Below are 15772 nucleotides of genomic sequence, written 5' to 3' on the forward strand. Positions count from 1 at the left end.
GCCTAGAGGACGACGGCGGCGGTCAGGTTGGAGAGCGGCTCGCCGAGGGAGTCCACCAGGGTTGCCAGCTTCTGGACCTGGTCCGGCGTGAGCTCGTCGTAGTACACAAATCCGTCACCCTTGGCGTACTTCGACAGCTCAGTTTGCAGCGCCGCGAACTTGGTCTCAAGCTCTTTGGCCAGCTCAGGCTGCTTCTGGTCCAGGACCGGGCGCAGGTTTTCGAAGGCGATCCGGGCGCCGTCCACGTTGGCCTGGAAATCCCACAGGTCCGTGTGCGACCAGGCTTCCTCTTCGCCGGTGACCTTGCCGGTCGCCACTTCGTCCAGCAGTTCCTTGGCGCCGTTGCCCAGCTTGTCGGCCGTCAGCTCCACGGTGCGGGTACGGGTGAACAGGTCTTCGGTGTCCGTTACGAGCTGGGCGGCGATCTTGGCCCGTTCGGCGGCGGTCATGGCGGTGTAGCCGGCCGGCGGGAACAGGTCCTTCTCCGCACGGTGCCAGCCGGTCCAGGCTTCGCCCGGCTGCAGGTCTGCCTCGCGGAGGTCCAGTTTGGGGTCAAGGTCCCCGAAGGACTCCGCCACGGGTTCAATCCGCTCCCAGTGCAGGCGGGTGGCGGCGTACAGGTCCCGGGCCTTGGCGGCGTCGCCGGCGGCGAATGCTGCGGCGAAGGTCTTGGTGCCTGCCAGCAGCTGCTCGGTCTGGTCCTTCACGTACGCCGTGTACTGGGCCGTGGCCGTGTCGGTGAGCCGCTTCAGGTCGGTGTCGACGGCTATGGCGGTGCCGGAGTCCTTGACCGTGAATCCGGACCGGATGCCGTCACCCTCCATGCCCGGCTTGCAGGCGGTGACATATTTTCCGGCGGGAGCGGTGACCACCAGGTTGCGGCTGATGCCGGGGCCGATGTTTTCGACCTCGCCCACGATGCGCAGACCGTCCTCTGCGAGCAGATAGAACTCGGTGACCTGATCGCCGTCGTTCTTGACGGAGAAGGTGAGGTTCCCGCTGGGAGCCTCCGCGGCGGAGACTTTGCAGGCGTCGCTGGTGCTGGAAACCGTGATGGGCCCGTCGGCGGCCGCCGACGGCTTGGCGTTGTCCGTGCAGCCGGCCAGCGCGAGCGGGATCAGGGCGATGCCGGCCAGCAGGTTCAGCCGGGAGCGGAGGCCGCGAAGGGTCCGCTGGCGGGGAGGTCGGGGTGGGCGGGGGGAAACAGTCATGAGGGGTCCTTGAGGGGGTGCGTGGGGAGGGATGCTGTTAGGGGTTGGTGGCTTTGACCGGCTGGCCGGCGGTGGGGACAGCCGCCCGGCGGGTGTTTCGGCGGTGCGCGGTGAAGTAGAGGTAGAGCGTGGGTATGACGTATAGGACCCAAGCGGACGCTTCGAGCCAGGTGGTGGCGGGGGAGAAGTTCAGCGTCCCCTTCAGCAGCGTGCCGTACCAGGACGATGGCGGGACGGCGGCCGAGACGTCGAAGGCCAGCAGGTGCAGCCCCGGCAGGATGCCGGCCTCCTGCAGGTCGTGGATGCCGTAGGCGAGGACGCCGCCCGCGATGATAATCAGGGCGGCCCCTGTCCAGGTGAAAAAGCGCGAGAGATTGACCTTGAGCACGCCGCGGTGGAGGAGGTATCCCAGTCCTGCGGCGACCAGCAACCCCAGCAGGGCGCCGAGCAGCGGCACTGTGGACTCGCCGGTGGCCTGGGCGGCGGCCCACAGGAAGAGGGCCGTTTCCAGGCCCTCCCTGCCCACGGCGAGGGCGGCAACTATGACCAGTCCCCAGCCGCCGCCGGCCGCGGCCTTGTCGACGCTGCTGCGCAGGTCCTGCCCGAGCGATCGGGCGGTCCGGGCCATCCAGAACACCATCCACGTGACCAGCCCGACCGCCACGATGGAAAGGCCGCCGCCGATGGCCTCCTGGGCCTCGAACGTCAGGCCGCGCGGTCCGAAGGTGAGCAGCGCACCGAAGCCGATGGAGAGCCCCGCAGCGAGACCTACGCCCGCCCAGATGCGGGGGATGAGGTAGCGGCGGCCTGTCTTGACCAGGTAGGCGAGCAGCAGCACAACGATCAGCGAGGCTTCGAGGCCTTCGCGGAGGCCGATCAGGAAATTTGCGGTCATGGTCCGGTACTTTCGGGATGATGGAACCAAGCTAAGGCTCACCTAACCCCCGAAGATACTCCCGGGACGGCATTAAGCAAAACTGATATGCGCTAATTACGAACTTCGATGGGGAATTGCGGATCTGGCGGGGACCCCTGATGCGCTGAAACTGGCTTGTGGACACGAAAAAGGTCCGGGGACCACCAGAATGGGTGGTCCCCGGACCTTGGTCGGGCGGCGCTGCGCCGTATGTGTGTGGCTAGCTGCGGAAGTTAACGAACTGCAGGTCCGCTTCTTCGAAGTCCTTCAGCAGGTTCATGGTGGCCTGCAGGTCATCGCGGGACTTGGATGAGACGCGGAGTTCGTCGCCCTGGATCTGGGACTTGACGCCCTTTGGTCCCTCGTCGCGGATCAGCTTGTTGATCTTCTTGGCCAGATCCTGCTCGATGCCTTCCTTGATGGAAGCTTCCAGCCGGAATTCCTTGCCGGAGGCGAACGGCTCGCCGGTGTCCAGGGACTTCAGGGAGATGCCGCGGCGGATCAGCTTGGACTGGAGCACGTCCAGCACTGCCAGGACGCGCTCCTCCGAGTTGGCCTTCATCAGGATCTTCTCGCCGCTGAAATCGACCTCGGCGCCCACACCCTTGAAGTCGTAGCGCTGGACAAGTTCCTTCTGCGCCTGGTGCAGCGCGTTGGCTACTTCCTGCTTGTCCACTTTGCTTACGACGTCGAACGTTGACTCGCCTGCCATGACTCTCCTTGTGCTGGTGGGTGCCCTGAAAATGCCTGTGCAGGGCGTGGATCTCTGTATTCCAGCCTAATACGGATCGGCTCTGGCGCTACCGCGGAGCAGGCACGAGTGGATTCACAGTTCCCTCATAGCGGACGAACTGCGGGAACGAAGCCGGGCAGGAGAGAGTTGAATGAGTTGGAAGAAGCACGAAAGGGAAGCAATGCAACATCACGCCGTCCGTTACGTCACCCGAACCACCGCCGTCGCCGCTGGGGCAGTTGCCACCGCCGCCACCTCCGTCGCTGCAGCAGCCCTGGCCGGCTCCATCATCTTCAGCCCGGTGCCCGACGCCTCCGCACGGATGGATGGCGTCAGCGAGGACCTCCGGCGGGCCGTCCAGCTGAATCAGATCACCGAGGAGCAGGCTCTGAAGTTCGAGGCGAAGCTGGCCGGACGGATTCTTGGCGAAGCCTGACAGTCCGGTTTTCCGCGGAATTGCACGGCTTTTGGGGCCCGTATCCGTGGCGCAGAGGCTCGATTCGATTCTTCGGCAGAAGTTCTGTAAAGTTGTCTTGCCCGCGGTTACTGGAAGCGGAACGGCCCGGAAACGGACGTTCTGCAGACTGCAGCCGGGGGTGATCTTCTTTTGAAGTTCGGCAGATTACCCGAGCGGCCAAAGGGGGCTGACTGTAAATCAGCTGGCAACGCCTACGGGGGTTCGAATCCCTCATCTGCCACCCAAGGAAAAGCCTCCGGAACCACCAGGTTCCGGAGGCTTTTTTGTGCCCTCGGCCAAGGACGGGCGTGAATTACCGCCTGTCGGGAGCTTGTTCGCAGCTCCTTGCCGTGACGGTTGGGATCCGCGAACAAGCCCAGGAATTTTGCGCTGACAGGCCAGCCGGCACGGCCAAAATCAGGGGAGGAACCGTCGTCGACAGGTATTCACGGCCGGGCGTAGGCTGGCATCATCGGCGCATGTGACTCCGATGCCCTGCGTCGATTCATCCATCGATGAAGGAGGACCAATGAGTGCTGTACGTGAATTCATGACTACGGATGCCAAGTGTATTAAGGAAGACCAGACGCTCGAAGATGCCGCACGGATGATGCTGGACCTCGATTGCGGATCATTGCCGATCTGCGGTGATGACGGGAAGTTGAGGGGCATGATCACCGACCGCGACATTGTGCTCAAATGCGTAGCCGCAGGCCGGAATCCCCGCGAGGTGATGGCCCGCGAACTCGCCTCTGGCAAGCCTCACTGGGTGGACGCGGATGCAAGTGTTGATGATGCCATCGAAATCATGGAACGGCATCAGGTCCGCCGGCTCCCGGTCATCGCCGACCACAAACTGGTTGGCATCCTTAGCCAGGGTGACATTGCGCGCAACTACAGCGAGGAGCGCGTGGGCGAGTTGGTGGAGCACATTTCGGAGCGCCACCACATGTCTGCCTAGGCACAACACCGCACTAAACGCATTCAACATGACCTTGTCCGCGGTTCCTTGCCTTGAAGGCTGGGAACCGCGGACAAGCTTTGTGTGGGCCCGCCTTGTCAGTTCAGGGCGATCAGCAGCATCTGGCTGGTCCCCGGGATGCAGGTCTGCAGGATCGCCCGGGGGAATCCGCCGAATACCCGGAGGACGTCGTTCGTGGTGCCAGGATTTGGTACCTGGCCTCTCGCCGTCGCCTTGTACGTTCCGTAGCCGGGGATGCTGATGGTCTCACCCACGGCAATGCCGGAGAACCGGGCCCAGCCGCCACAGAAATCGTGCTCTGTGATGAAGAGTGAGTAGCCGTCATTCGGCGTGTAATGGATCGGCCCGATGCACGCGTCGACCATTGCCTGCCCGCCGGCACCTGCCACGTAGATGGTCCGGACCGCAGGGGCTGCCGGGGCCGCGGGAGCCGCCGCACGGGCAGGAGCCGGTGCAGCCGCCGGCGCAGCGGCAACGGGAGCCGGGGCGGGCGCTGAAACCCTGACGGCGGGACCCGTGAGTTTCAGCGTCTGGCCGGGAACGATGGTGCTGTAGGCATTCAGTCCGTTGGCGGCAAGCATCGCATTCATGTCCACGCCGTACCTGGCTGCGATCCCACCCACGGTGTCGCCGGGGACCACCGTGTAAAGGTTCGAACGGCTCGCCGCCGCGGGTTTAGACGCAGCCGGGGCCTTCGCCGGCGCGGCCGTCGGTTTTGGAACGGAGGCGGGATCAACTGTGTCCGGCTCCGTTGCGGCGGCATAGGGTTCGTCCAGAGGCGCGGGGGCCAGAGGCCGGGTGACGCGCACCACGGTTGAGTCCGCCGTCGTGATGGCCCCCGCCGGTGCAGGTGCCCCCGGCGTTGTAGCGGCGGGCCCTGTCAACGAGGCAACGCTGACGGAGGCGACCACGATGGCGCCCGCCATGCCCGCCCAAAGCTTGTTGCTGACCGGTTTGTGGCCTGGCATGAGATCGACCCGGGGGGCGTCTGTTTCGAAGTTTCGGCGGGGAGGCTCGGAGTTGTTTGCGGTCGGCTGGTTCATAGGTGGCCCATCAAGGGGTCGGCCCGGCAGCGGGTTGGGCGGCGATGCCACTAACTCCGGCTGCAGGACGGATCGGGGTGTGATGCGCTGCGCCGGTCCCGGTCTGTGACCGGCTCCGCGTAGCGCACGATGGGGGCGCCCGCATACCCAGAAGATACGGATGCTCCACAATGAAGCGGCATCATCCACCCCAGCATTGGAGGATGCGCCGGCAACTTTGTACGGCCCTAGGAATTTCGAGTCTAGGAAGTACGCGCAGGCTGGGCACGAGTAGGGGCTACCCTAATATTCCGGCTGGATACTTGGCCCTCCGGAATTTTCCTACTCGGCACTGTGGGAGTGACTACCTACGCCCGGCGATAGCCTGTCGGGACGCGCGGGTCAGGAGGCGCGGGATTCCTTCAGCTCGGCCACTTCGCGCCGCAGCGCCGCGATCTCCGACACCAGATCAGCCAATTCCGCCCGCACAGGTTCCTCGGCGGATTCCGCGGCAGCCTCGGTGGACTCTTCAACGCGCTGGACCAGCCAGGACGCGATGGATGCGGTGACCACACCCAGCACGGCAATGCCACTCATCATGAGAGCCGCGGCAACCACCCGGCCAATTGGCGTCACCGGGTACATATCGCCGTAACCCACTGTGGTGATGGTGGTGACGGCCCACCAGACGGCGTCGCCGAACGTCAGGATCTTGGCGTCGGGGGCAGTCTGTTCAACATCCAGCACCGCGAGCGCGCCCACAAACACCAGGAGCGCCGCTGATCCGGCCACATAGGTGACCACCCGGCCCCGAAGGGTCTCGCCCACTGTGCGGTGCAGTACGGAAATCAGCGTCACCAGCCGGAGCAGCCTGAGCGGACGGAAGAACGGGAGCGCCACAATCAGGAGCTCGTGCAGGTTCCAGAGGAACCAGCGGCGGCGGTTATCGGCCAGCCACAGGTTTGCGGCGTAGTCCAGTGCGAAAATCCCCCACGTCAGCCACATCAGGGTTTCAAGCCATGCCGCACCGCTGCCCTCGACGCGGCCCACCACCTGCCACGCGTAGGCCGCCAGGAACACCAGAGCCGTCCCCATCAGCGGCCACTCGGCAAGATCCCGGTAGCGTTGTTGCGTCATTTTCCACATCCTACGCGGCTGCCCGGAATCACAGATTTGCCACTAAGTTACCGCCGGGTAACATGGGCGTATGCACCTGCTTCTGCGCACCCTCCTGATGCTGTTCACGTCCACCCGCCGTTCGGCGCTGACCATCTGGGATTCTTCCTCTCTGCCGCTGCGGGTCCTGCCAACGGACATCGACATTGCCATGCACGTCAACAACGGCATGTACTTTTCCCTCATGGACCTGGGCCGCTTCGACCTGATGGTCCGCAGCGGCGTGTGGAAGAGGATGCGCCGGCGTGGCTGGAGTCCGGTGGCCGCAGGGGAGACCATCGCCTTCCGGAAGTCGCTGCAGCTGTGGCAGCACTACACCATCGAAACGAAGATCATCGGCCTGGACGCCAAAGCCATCTACTTTGAGCAGCGCATGGTGGCGGACGATGAGATTTACGCCCGTGCCTACATCGCTACGCGCTTGGTCAGCAAGGGCAAACCAGTCAGCCAGGAGGAGATCCTGCGCGAATTTGGCGAGCCGCCGGCGGACCTGGTCCTGCCCGAATGGATCCACCACTGGCGTGAGACCAATGCCCTGCCTGGCAGCCGGACTCCCGCGCCGCACCTGTGGGACGCCGCCACGGTCTGACACGCGCGGGGCGGATCGCAGCTTATATGCCGCGGATATTCCCGATGACGCGGGGAGCGAACAGGCCGTCCCCGGCCGGGACATCCACTCACGCCTCGCGTACCGTTGACACCATGGCAACACTAGACATCACAGGTGAACAGTTCGCATCGACCATCGAAGGCAACGACATTGTCCTGGTGGACTTCTGGGCTGAATGGTGCGGTCCCTGCAAGCAGTTCGGGCCCACGTACAGCGCCGTGTCGGAGAAGCACTCTGATGTCCTGTTCACGAAGGTGGACACCGAGGCCGAGCAGCAGCTTGCCGCCGAGGCCGGCATCACGTCCATCCCCACGCTGATGGCCTTCCGCGAAAAGGTCCTGGTCTTCTCCCAGCCCGGTGCGTTGAACGCCCAGCAGCTCGAGCAGGTTGTGGACGCCGTCAAGGCCCTGGACATGGACGAGGTCCACGCCCACGTGGCGCGCTCGCAGGCGGAAGCCGCGGCGGCCGCAGGCACCCCGGCGGGACCCCAGGACGGCACCCAGATCCCCGAGTGACTCTTAAGCCAACGCGGGGTCACATTTCGCCCAATAACTTCGGTTCTTTGGGCGAAATGTGACCCCGCGTTGTTGTTTGCGGAGAGCTACAGGCGTTCGACCTTCACCGGTTCGGCCAGCAGCGCGCTCAGGGATTCGTTGAGGTCCTGCACTGCGATGCCCTTGGAGTGCTTCTCCAGGTCTTCCTCGGATGCCCACTGTTCCGTCAGGACCAGTTTCTCGTCGGTGGCCTCGGTCAGCTCGTAGCTGATGCAGCCGGGCTCGTTCACCACCTCGTCGATGGCGATTTCCAGGGCGAGCTTCACACGGAAGAATTCGCCGTCGTTGGGGATGAACGTTGCCTGCAGGTCGATGGGTGCACTCATGGTTTTCACAATACCGGCCGGTGCGCTTCTCATATGCTTTTATTGCCCGGCTCCAGTTGGTAGCGTGCCAGCATGCGCGCCTACACAGCCGGGGACACTGACGTTCCGCTCCTTGAGGAAACCATCGGTGAGAACTTTGAGCGGGTGGCGGCCGAGTTTCCCTTCCACGACGCGCTTATCGAGGCCGCGGCGGTGCCCGGCGGTGACGCCCGCCGCTGGAGCTACACCAAAATGAACGACGACGTCGACCGCCTCGCGCGTGCGCTCCTCGCCTCCGGTGTCGCCAAGGGGGACCGCGTGGGCATCTGGAGCCCGAACTGCGCCGAATGGACACTCCTTCAGTACGCCTCCGCCAAGGCCGGCGCCATCCTGGTGAACGTGAACCCGGCCTACCGCAGCCACGAACTGGAATTTGTGGTCAAGCAGAACGGCATGCGGATGCTGGTCACGGCGCCGTCGGACCGGAACAGCGACTATGTGGGGATGGCGCGCCACGCCCTGGCGGGCTGCCCGGACCTGCACGAGCTGGTGTTCCTGCCGGATCCCGGGGTGGAAGGGCTCGACGCCGGTGACCCCCAAAGTGAGGCCGAGCTGACGTACGCCGAGCTGCTGAAGCGGGCTGACGCCGTCGGCCATTCCGGGCTGAAGGCGCGGATGGCGGAGCTGGACCCGCACGATCCCATCAACCTGCAGTACACGTCGGGCACCACGGGCTTTCCCAAGGGCGCGACGCTGACCCACCACAATATTCTGAACAACGGCTTCTCGATCGGCGAACTGCTCGGGTACACGGAACACGACCGGGTCGTGATTCCGGTGCCGTTCTACCACTGCTTCGGAATGGTGATCGGAAACCTGGCCGCGCTTAGCCATGGCGCCGCCACCATCATCCCGGGCCGCGGCTTCACGCCAGCGGCGGCGCTGGAGGCGGTCCAGGATTTCAGCGGCACGTCGCTCTACGGCGTCCCCACCATGTTCATCGCCGAGCTCGCGCTGCCCGACTTCGCCTCGTATGACCTGGCCACCCTGCGGACCGGGGTCATGGCCGGATCGCTGTGCCCCATCGAGGTGATGAACCGGGTCATTTCAGAGATGCACATGGTGGATGTGGCCATCTGCTACGGCATGACCGAGACCTCGCCCGTGTCCACCATGACCCGGAACGGTGACACGCTGCAGCACCGGACCGAGACCGTGGGCCGCACCATGCCACGGCTCGAAAGCCAGATTGTGGACCCCGGCTCCGGGGAAGTCCTCGAGCGCGGGAAGATCGGCGAGCTGTGCACCCGCGGGTATGCCGTCATGCAGGGGTACTGGGACCAGCCCGCCAAGACTGCCGAAGCCATCGACGTCGACGGTTGGATGCACACGGGCGACCTCGCCCAGATGGATGACGAGGGCTACGTGGTCATCGAGGGCCGGATCAAGGACATGGTCATCCGGGGCGGCGAAAACATCTACCCGCGCGAGATCGAGGAATTCCTGTACAGCCACCCTGCCATCCAGGACGTGCAGGTGATTGGCGTCCCGGATGCCAGGTACGGCGAGGAACTGATGGCCTGCATCATTCTGAAACCCGGGGCGGAACGGCTGGACGAGGCCGCGGTCGCGGAATTTTGCCGCGGCAGGCTGGCGCACTACAAAATCCCGCGCTACGTGGATGTCCGCGAAAGCTTCCCGATGACCGTCTCCGGCAAGATCCGCAAGGTGGAGATGCGCGAGGAAGCCGTAGCCCGCCTGGGCCTCTGACCCACCGTCTACCGCACCCACTGCAACGCGGGGTCACTTTTCGCCCGATAATTCGACGGTATTGGGCAGAAAGTGACCCCGCGTTGCAGTGGTGAGGGTGGCCTGTGGATAACTTAGGACGCTGTTCCTCCGGAACGCGCACACTTGGTGCCATGGTTACTGCTAAGCCACTCCCCGGGGATCTCGCCAAGCTACCCTTCACGGTCTACCAGGCGCGAGCCCTCGGTGTTGCACCAAAACGTTTGCATGCCAAGGACATGGTTGGCGCAGGGCGGCTGATTCGGGCGCACGCAGGCCGGGACGTTTCCTTGGTCGAGCGGGCACGCGTGCTCTGCGCTGCTACCCCGGACGCCTGGGTTTCTCATGAGACAGCGGCTGTATTCTTCGATTTGGGCCTCCCTCCTTGGTTGGGCCAGGAGCCGGCGATCCACCTCAGCAAGCCGCACGGATTGCCCAGGGTCCGGCGGGCTGGCATCATCGGTCATCGCGTGCACGTGATTCCAGGTGAAGTGGTGGAGATCGACGGAATCAGGGTTAGCGTACCGCCTCGGACATGGCTGGACCTGGCCCATGAGCTACCACTGCGGTACGTCGTGGCCATGGGAGACCAACTGATTCGCACGCCGCGGCCGGAGCTGGAGTTCCGCAGCCTGCCGTTCGCCCATAAGGAGGGACTGCGCCTGTTGGTCCGGCAGCATCCCAACATGAAGGGCGTCGAAAAAGCCCGGCTGGCCTTGGACGAGATGCGGGTTGGGTCGGACTCGTTCCCCGAAACGTTCCTTCGGCTGGCGCTCCTGGACGCGCACCTGCCTGAACCCGAATTGCAGCTCCGGCTTGATCCAGACAATCCGAGGTCGCCCGCAGCCGACCTTGGTTACCGAAAGCACCGGATCGCGGTGCAGTACGACGGCGCGCATCACCGGTCGAGGGAACAGCAGTCGCGGGATAACCGCCGCGACGAATTTTTCATCCGCGCCGGCTGGTCCTATTTCAAGCCGAACGCGGACGACCTCGCCGGCGGCTTTCAGGAGCTCATCGCCAGAATCAAACGGGCACGCCGCTCCTAGAGCAACGCGGGGTCACTCCTCGCCCGAAAACCGGCGTTTATCGGGCGAAAAGTGACCCCGCGTTGCAATAAAGGCGGTTAGCTGATGTTGCGGTTGATGGCCCGCACACCCACTACAAGTCCGACGGCGGCCGTCACCGATGCGGCGAGGAGGCCCAGCAGGGTGTCCGTCCCGACGCTGCCGGCGAACAGCTCACGCTCGGCGTTGACCAGATAGGTCAGCGGATTGAACAGGCTGGCCGTCTTCATCCAGTCCGGCCCGGCCTCGATGGGCAGCATGATCCCGGACAGGATCATCAGCGGGAAGAGCAGTGTCTGCTGCACACCCCAGAAGATCCACTCCTTGTTCTGCGAGACCAGCGCCAAGGCATAGGAGAGCGCGCCGAGTCCGATGCCGAAGATCCCCAGGATCACCAGTCCGAACAGCACGTGCAGCGGATAGAAAACGAAGCCGAACGGAATGCAGACCAGGGCGATCAGCAGGCCCTGAACCACCAGCGGCGCCCACTCCTTCAGTGCCCGCCCGATCATCAGCGACGAACGGGACAGTGGAGTGGCCAGGATCCGCTCGTAGGAGCCGGTCATCAGCTCGTACTGCAGGTTGGAGCCAGTCATGGACGTGCCAAACAGGGCAATCATCACCACCACGCCGGGCAGGAACCATTGCAAGGTCGACTGGCCACCAAAGGCCGGTGCTCCGACAGCGGCGCCAAGGAGCGGCCCGAACAGGCCCAGGAACACCAGCGGCTGGAGGAGCGAAAAGACCAGCGAGAACGGGTCGCGGAGCGGCAGCAGCATCTCGCGCCAGAACACGTATTTGGTGTCGCGGAGAATCTGGCCGAGGCCCGGCTTTTCCAGGTTCTCAACAGTGCTTTGGACAGCCATCAGCGGTCTGCTCCTTCCCGCAGGTTGCGGCCGGTGAGCTCCAGGAACACGTCGTCCAGCGTCGGAGGCTTCAGCTCCAGCGACTGGGCGGGAGCGCCGGCGTCGTCCATTTCCTTCAGCAGCGCCGGAGCCAGCCGCGCGCCCTCGGTGAGCCGGAGGCGGAAGCGGACCACGCCGTCGTACACGTTTTCGTTGATCTCCCCGCCGGCCGCGGCACGCCCCAGCAGCCCCCGGACGCTCTCGGCCGAGTCCGCCGCCACTTCGACGGCGAGCAGGTCTCCGGCCAGGTTGGCCTTGAGCCGGGCTGCGGTGTCGTCGGCGATGATCTGCCCGTGGTCGATCACAATCACGCGTTCGGACATCAGGTCTGCCTCGTCCATGTAGTGCGTGGTCAGCACGATGGTGGTGCCATGCTCGGCCCGCATCCGCATGATGTGTTCCCACAGGTTGGCCCGGTTCTGCGGGTCCATGCCGGTGGACGGCTCGTCGAGGAAGAGCAGCCGCGGCGAGTGCATCAACCCCAAGGCGACGTCCATCCGCCGCCGCTGCCCGCCGGACAGCTTGACCACGGTGCGTTTGGCGAGGTCGGCCAGGTCCAGCGACTTCAGCAGTTCCTGGGCCCGGGCGGTGGCATCGTTGGTGTTCATGCCGTAGAAGCGGCCCTGCATGATCAGCTCGTCAATCACCCGGAAGCTGTGGCCGCCGCCGTTCCCCTGTCCGATGTAGCCGATCCGGGACCGCACACCGGCCGGGTCAGCGGCCACGTCCACGCCTGCCACGGTGGCCGAGCCGGAGGTGGGCCTGAGCAGGGTGGTCAGCATCCGGAGGGTGGTGGACTTGCCCGCGCCGTTCGGGCCGAGGAACGCCACGAGTTCGCCAGGGGCAACGTCAATGTTGACGCCCTTGACGGCTTCCACCGTCTCTTTTTTGACGGTGAAGGTCTTGGTCAGGTTGTCAGTGTGGATCATGCGTGACTCCAGAGGATGCGGAAATCCGGGGCTCTGGTGCGGGCTCCATGGCGCCACGCTATACCCATCAGGCGCCCATCGCCAGAATTAACCGGTCCCGTCCCAGCCAGAACGCGGGGTCACTTCTCGCCCAATAAACCCCGATTATCGGGCAAGAAGTGACCCCGCGTTGCTGTTGGCCAGGACGTCAGTGCCGGCGGTGGTCCTGGATGGTCATCCGCGGCCCGAACGTGGGTTTGCGGAAGCCGCTGAGGCCGATCATCCGCACTACGCGCTGCCGCTGGCCCTTCCACGGCTCCAGCAGCGCCAGCATCCCGGCGTCGTCCGTCCGGTGTCCGGTCAGGGCCGCGCCCACATAGGCGGCGAGGTGGTAGTCGCCCACGGCGATGGAGTCCGGGCAGCCGTGGGTCCGCTGCACCACCTCGGCCGCTGTCCATATCCCGATCCCGGGAATGGTCTGCAGCTTTGCCGCCGCCTCAAGGGCCGGCAGGGCAGCCAGCCGTTCAAGCGCGACGGCGGATCGCAGCGCCCGCATGACCGCTGCGGACCGCTGGGGGCCCACTCCGGCCCGGTGCCACTCCCAGGAGGGGATCCGCAGCCATTGCGCCGGGGTGGGCTGGACGCGGAGCCCTTCGGGCGCGGCTGCGCCGGCCGCCGGGGCGGGGGAGCCAAAGCGGTACATCAGGTACCGGTAGCCGCGCCGGGCCTCGATGACGGTGACCTTCTGCTCCAGGATGGTGGGCACGAGGCAGTCAACCACCCGCCCGGTGGAGGGCAGGCGGACAGCCAGGTTCCGGCGTCGGGCCTCACGGACCATCCGGGGCAGGGTTGCGTGGAAGGCCGGTTCATCAAAGGCTGCCCAGTCGTCGTCGGCGCCAAGCAACCGCGGCACGCCGGCGAGCCCTGCTGCGGAGCCGGGACCCCAAGCCTGGGCGTCAACAGCCCCGTCCGCAGCGGCGGTGAGGCGCAGCGTGACCGGGCCATCCGGCGTCGCAAAAGCAGTCCACAGCCCGTCCGGCCGCAGCGAAAACGACGGATCCCCGGTGCCCCGCAGGAGCGTGCCCAGCGTCTGGTTCAGGCTGTACGGGCCGTCCGGATGCCACCGGAGGGACGCGTCCGCGGCGGCGGCCAGCCGGGCGGGTGCGTCAGCAATGGTCATGTATTCATCGTCCCACGGTGGGCTGACAACGGAGCTTCGGGAGGCCCTTACAGTCCGAAGATGCCGGGACTAGACTCCAAATGTGGCGCGGGGCGTCCGCGCTTTCCCCTCGCATTCAAAGGAGCATGCAGTGGCTGGAGTTGTGCATTTCGAGATCCCCACGGAAAACAAAGAACGCGCCAACACCTTCTACCAGACCGCGTTTAGTTGGAACCTGATCCCCATGCAGGGGATGGACTACACCAGCGCCATCACCACGCCCTCGGACGAGCAGACAGGCATGCCCAGCGCGCCCGGAGCCATCAACGGTGCCCTGTTCCCGCGTACGGACAGCCTCAAAACCCCCATCCTCACCATCGATGTGGACGACGTCGACGCCGCGCTGGCGCAGGTCGAATCCGCCGGCGGGTCCATCGCCCAGGCCAAGGACGCCGTCCCCGGGATGGGCTGGTACGCCTATTTCAAGGACACCGAAGGCAACATCATGGGCCTGTGGCAGACGGATTCCTCGGCGGGCAACTGACCCCCGGAAAGGGCAGGACGCGGCAGGCGGTAACTTTGTACCTATGAAGTACGCGCAGTCCGTCCTGGACCTCATCGGAAACACGCCGCTCATCAAGCTCAACCACGTGACGGAAGGCCTCAAAGCCACTGTCCTGGTCAAGCTGGAATACATCAATCCAGGCGGCTCCATCAAGGACCGCATCGCGGTGAAGATGATCGAAGAGGCGGAACGGACCGGCAAGCTGCTTCCCGGCGGCACCATCGTTGAGCCGACGTCCGGCAACACCGGCGTGGGGCTGGCGCTCGTGGCCCAGCAAAAGGGCTACAAGTGCATCTTCGTGGTACCGGACAAGGTGGGCGAGGACAAGCGGGCCGTGCTTCAGGCTTATGGCGCCGAGGTGGTGGTCACGCCCACGTCCGTGGCACCCGACAGCCCGCAGAGCTACTACAGCGTCTCGGACCGCCTGGTCACGGAAATTCCGGGTGCCTTCAAACCCGACCAGTTCTCCAACCCGGCCGCCCCGGGCAGCCACTACGAGAGCACCGGTCCGGAGATCTGGCGCGACACGGACGGCACCGTCACGCACTGCGTGATCGGCGCCGGCACCGGCGGCACCATCACCGGCACCGGCCGCTTCCTCAAAGAGGTGTCCGCGGACCGTCCCGAGGCCGACGGCGGCCGGGTCAGGATCATCGGGGCCGATCCGGCAGGTTCGGTCTACTCCGGCGGCACCGGACGCCCGTACTTCGTTGAAGGCGTCGGCGAGGACATGTGGCCGGCCAACTACGACAAGTCCGTGCCGGACGACGTCATTGCCGTCACTGACGCGGATTCCTTCGCCATGACCCGCCGCCTGGCCCGCGAGGAAGGGCTGCTGGTGGGCGGCTCCTCCGGCATGGCAGTGGTGGCCGCTTTGCAGACCGCCCGCGACCTCCCGGAAAGCGCCGTGGTGGTGGTCATCCTCCCGGACTCGGGCCGAGGCTACCTGGCGAAGATCTTCAATGACCATTGGATGCGCTCCTACGGCTTCCTTTCCGGCGGCGAGGAAGCGTCCGTGGGCGAGGTCATCAAGACCAAGAACGGAGAACTGCCGGACCTGGTGCACATCCACCCCAACGAGACCGTCCGCGATGTCATCAACATCATGAACGAGTTCGGCGTCAGCCACATCCCGGTCCTCTCGCAGGAACCGCCCGTGGTGATGGGCGAGGTCCTTGGTGCCGTGGACGAGCGGAGCCTGACCTCTAAGCTGTTCCGCGGCGAAGCGAAGCTGACGGACAAGATCTCCGAGCACATGGGGGAGCGGTTGCCGGTGATCGGATCGCTGGAAACCATCTCCGCAGCCCGCGAGCTGCTCTCCGACGTGGACACCGTGATGGTGACTTTCGTCGGCGCACCCGTGGGAATCCTCACCCGCCACGACCTGCTCGCCTACCTCAGCAACTAGCCAAAG

17 protein-coding genes and 1 tRNA gene are annotated in these 15772 nt (G+C 65.1%); 9 read left to right on the plus strand and 9 right to left on the minus strand.

Annotated elements, in window-relative coordinates; all coding sequences use genetic code 11:
• Window positions 1-2 precede the first annotated feature (2 nt).
• From efeO to J2808_RS00725, 3 genes are all read right to left on the minus strand, one after another.
• Entirely contained in the window at window positions 3-1211 is a 1209-nt protein-coding gene (gene efeO / locus J2808_RS00715) for an iron uptake system protein EfeO (protein WP_309810162.1), read from the minus strand.
• A gap of 37 nt (window positions 1212-1248) precedes the next feature.
• Window positions 1249-2106 (minus strand): iron uptake transporter permease EfeU, encoded by an 858-nt coding sequence (gene efeU / locus J2808_RS00720; RefSeq protein ID WP_309810164.1) that lies wholly within the window; start codon window positions 2104-2106, stop codon window positions 1249-1251.
• A gap of 241 nt (window positions 2107-2347) precedes the next feature.
• Window positions 2348-2839, minus strand: a complete 492-nt coding sequence (locus J2808_RS00725; RefSeq protein ID WP_309810167.1) for a YajQ family cyclic di-GMP-binding protein — start codon at window positions 2837-2839, stop codon at window positions 2348-2350.
• 202 nt (window positions 2840-3041) lie between these two features.
• Between J2808_RS00725 and J2808_RS00730 the strand changes: the two genes are divergently transcribed.
• The 3 genes from J2808_RS00730 (at window position 3042) to J2808_RS00740 (ending at window position 4278) form a co-directional block, all read left to right on the plus strand.
• Entirely contained in the window at window positions 3042-3296 is a 255-nt protein-coding gene (locus J2808_RS00730; protein ID WP_309811806.1) for a hypothetical protein, read from the plus strand.
• Between the two features lie 180 nt (window positions 3297-3476).
• Window positions 3477-3558 (plus strand) — tRNA-Tyr (locus tag J2808_RS00735).
• 288 nt (window positions 3559-3846) lie between these two features.
• Window positions 3847-4278, plus strand: coding sequence for a CBS domain-containing protein (locus J2808_RS00740; protein ID WP_309810171.1), 432 nt, complete (start codon window positions 3847-3849; stop codon window positions 4276-4278).
• 98 nt (window positions 4279-4376) lie between these two features.
• Here the strand turns inward: J2808_RS00740 and J2808_RS00745 are convergent, their stop codons facing one another.
• Together J2808_RS00745 and J2808_RS00750 are read right to left on the minus strand one after the other, a co-directional pair.
• Window positions 4377-5342 carry a LysM peptidoglycan-binding domain-containing protein gene (locus J2808_RS00745; RefSeq protein WP_309810174.1) on the minus strand — a complete coding sequence of 322 codons (966 nt, stop codon included), beginning with the start codon at window positions 5340-5342 and terminating at the stop codon, window positions 4377-4379.
• A 381-nt stretch (window positions 5343-5723) separates the two neighbouring features.
• Complete coding sequence (locus J2808_RS00750; RefSeq protein ID WP_309810177.1) at window positions 5724-6458, minus strand: potassium channel family protein; 735 nt, start codon at window positions 6456-6458, stop codon at window positions 5724-5726.
• Between the two features lie 70 nt (window positions 6459-6528).
• Between J2808_RS00750 and J2808_RS00755 the strand changes: the two genes are divergently transcribed.
• Complete coding sequence (locus tag J2808_RS00755) at window positions 6529-7086, plus strand: acyl-CoA thioesterase (protein ID WP_309810182.1); 558 nt, start codon at window positions 6529-6531, stop codon at window positions 7084-7086.
• A gap of 113 nt (window positions 7087-7199) precedes the next feature.
• The gene (locus tag J2808_RS00760) at window positions 7200-7622 is read left to right on the plus strand and encodes a thioredoxin family protein (protein WP_309810186.1); all 423 of its coding nucleotides are present in this window, start codon (window positions 7200-7202) and stop codon (window positions 7620-7622) included.
• 86 nt (window positions 7623-7708) lie between these two features.
• On the opposite strand, the gene J2808_RS00765 is transcribed toward J2808_RS00760, so the two are convergent.
• Window positions 7709-7987, minus strand: coding sequence for a putative quinol monooxygenase (locus J2808_RS00765; RefSeq protein WP_309810189.1), 279 nt, complete (start codon window positions 7985-7987; stop codon window positions 7709-7711).
• Window positions 7988-8059: 72 nt separating this feature from the next.
• On the opposite strand from J2808_RS00765, the gene J2808_RS00770 reads away from it, so the two are divergent.
• Together J2808_RS00770 and J2808_RS00775 are read left to right on the plus strand one after the other, a co-directional pair.
• Window positions 8060-9736: an AMP-binding protein gene (locus J2808_RS00770; RefSeq protein ID WP_309810193.1), complete on the plus strand. Its 1677-nt coding sequence runs from the start codon at window positions 8060-8062 to the stop codon at window positions 9734-9736.
• Window positions 9737-9888: 152 nt separating this feature from the next.
• Window positions 9889-10803: a hypothetical protein gene (locus J2808_RS00775; RefSeq protein ID WP_309810195.1), complete on the plus strand. Its 915-nt coding sequence runs from the start codon at window positions 9889-9891 to the stop codon at window positions 10801-10803.
• 77 nt (window positions 10804-10880) lie between these two features.
• Here the strand turns inward: J2808_RS00775 and J2808_RS00780 are convergent, their stop codons facing one another.
• The 3 genes from J2808_RS00780 to J2808_RS00790 all read right to left on the minus strand — a co-directional run bounded on the left by J2808_RS00780 (window position 10881) and on the right by J2808_RS00790 (window position 13814).
• Window positions 10881-11687: an ABC transporter permease gene (locus J2808_RS00780; RefSeq protein ID WP_309810199.1), complete on the minus strand. Its 807-nt coding sequence runs from the start codon at window positions 11685-11687 to the stop codon at window positions 10881-10883.
• Entirely contained in the window at window positions 11687-12655 is a 969-nt protein-coding gene (locus J2808_RS00785; RefSeq protein WP_309810202.1) for an ATP-binding cassette domain-containing protein, read from the minus strand. The genes J2808_RS00780 and J2808_RS00785 overlap by 1 nt, the downstream gene beginning before the upstream one ends.
• A 187-nt stretch (window positions 12656-12842) precedes the next feature.
• The gene (locus J2808_RS00790) at window positions 12843-13814 is read right to left on the minus strand and encodes a DNA-3-methyladenine glycosylase family protein (RefSeq protein ID WP_309810207.1); all 972 of its coding nucleotides are present in this window, start codon (window positions 13812-13814) and stop codon (window positions 12843-12845) included.
• Window positions 13815-13944: 130 nt separating this feature from the next.
• Between J2808_RS00790 and J2808_RS00795 the strand changes: the two genes are divergently transcribed.
• Both J2808_RS00795 and J2808_RS00800 read left to right on the plus strand, forming a co-directional pair.
• Window positions 13945-14337 carry a VOC family protein gene (locus J2808_RS00795; protein WP_309810211.1) on the plus strand — a complete coding sequence of 131 codons (393 nt, stop codon included), beginning with the start codon at window positions 13945-13947 and terminating at the stop codon, window positions 14335-14337.
• Window positions 14338-14380: 43 nt separating this feature from the next.
• Window positions 14381-15766: a cystathionine beta-synthase gene (locus J2808_RS00800; RefSeq protein ID WP_309810214.1), complete on the plus strand. Its 1386-nt coding sequence runs from the start codon at window positions 14381-14383 to the stop codon at window positions 15764-15766.
• Window positions 15767-15772 lie beyond the last annotated feature (6 nt).

This window comes from Pseudarthrobacter sulfonivorans, from assembly GCF_031454915.1.
GTDB lineage: Bacteria > Actinomycetota > Actinomycetes > Actinomycetales > Micrococcaceae > Arthrobacter > Arthrobacter sulfonivorans_C.

What these genes read in the sequence shown, in the direction of transcription:
- J2808_RS00745 (WP_309810174.1), bottom strand. Translation starts at nt 5,342, where the DNA reads ATGAACCAGCCGACCGCAAACAACTCCGAGCCTCCCCGCCGAAACTTC.
- J2808_RS00755 (WP_309810182.1), top strand. Translation starts at nt 6,529, where the DNA reads ATGCACCTGCTTCTGCGCACCCTCCTGATGCTGTTCACGTCCACCCGC.
- J2808_RS00780 (WP_309810199.1), bottom strand. Translation starts at nt 11,687, where the DNA reads ATGGCTGTCCAAAGCACTGTTGAGAACCTGGAAAAGCCGGGCCTCGGC.
- J2808_RS00750 (WP_309810177.1), bottom strand. Translation starts at nt 6,458, where the DNA reads ATGACGCAACAACGCTACCGGGATCTTGCCGAGTGGCCGCTGATGGGG.
- J2808_RS00800 (WP_309810214.1), top strand. Translation starts at nt 14,381, where the DNA reads ATGAAGTACGCGCAGTCCGTCCTGGACCTCATCGGAAACACGCCGCTC.
- J2808_RS00730 (WP_309811806.1), top strand. Translation starts at nt 3,042, where the DNA reads ATGCAACATCACGCCGTCCGTTACGTCACCCGAACCACCGCCGTCGCC.
- J2808_RS00770 (WP_309810193.1), top strand. Translation starts at nt 8,060, where the DNA reads ATGCGCGCCTACACAGCCGGGGACACTGACGTTCCGCTCCTTGAGGAA.
- J2808_RS00775 (WP_309810195.1), top strand. Translation starts at nt 9,889, where the DNA reads ATGGTTACTGCTAAGCCACTCCCCGGGGATCTCGCCAAGCTACCCTTC.
- J2808_RS00760 (WP_309810186.1), top strand. Translation starts at nt 7,200, where the DNA reads ATGGCAACACTAGACATCACAGGTGAACAGTTCGCATCGACCATCGAA.
- J2808_RS00725 (WP_309810167.1), bottom strand. Translation starts at nt 2,839, where the DNA reads ATGGCAGGCGAGTCAACGTTCGACGTCGTAAGCAAAGTGGACAAGCAG.
- J2808_RS00790 (WP_309810207.1), bottom strand. Translation starts at nt 13,814, where the DNA reads ATGACCATTGCTGACGCACCCGCCCGGCTGGCCGCCGCCGCGGACGCG.
- J2808_RS00765 (WP_309810189.1), bottom strand. Translation starts at nt 7,987, where the DNA reads ATGAGTGCACCCATCGACCTGCAGGCAACGTTCATCCCCAACGACGGC.
- efeU (WP_309810164.1), bottom strand. Translation starts at nt 2,106, where the DNA reads ATGACCGCAAATTTCCTGATCGGCCTCCGCGAAGGCCTCGAAGCCTCG.
- efeO (WP_309810162.1), bottom strand. Translation starts at nt 1,211, where the DNA reads ATGACTGTTTCCCCCCGCCCACCCCGACCTCCCCGCCAGCGGACCCTT.
- J2808_RS00785 (WP_309810202.1), bottom strand. Translation starts at nt 12,655, where the DNA reads ATGATCCACACTGACAACCTGACCAAGACCTTCACCGTCAAAAAAGAG.
- J2808_RS00740 (WP_309810171.1), top strand. Translation starts at nt 3,847, where the DNA reads ATGAGTGCTGTACGTGAATTCATGACTACGGATGCCAAGTGTATTAAG.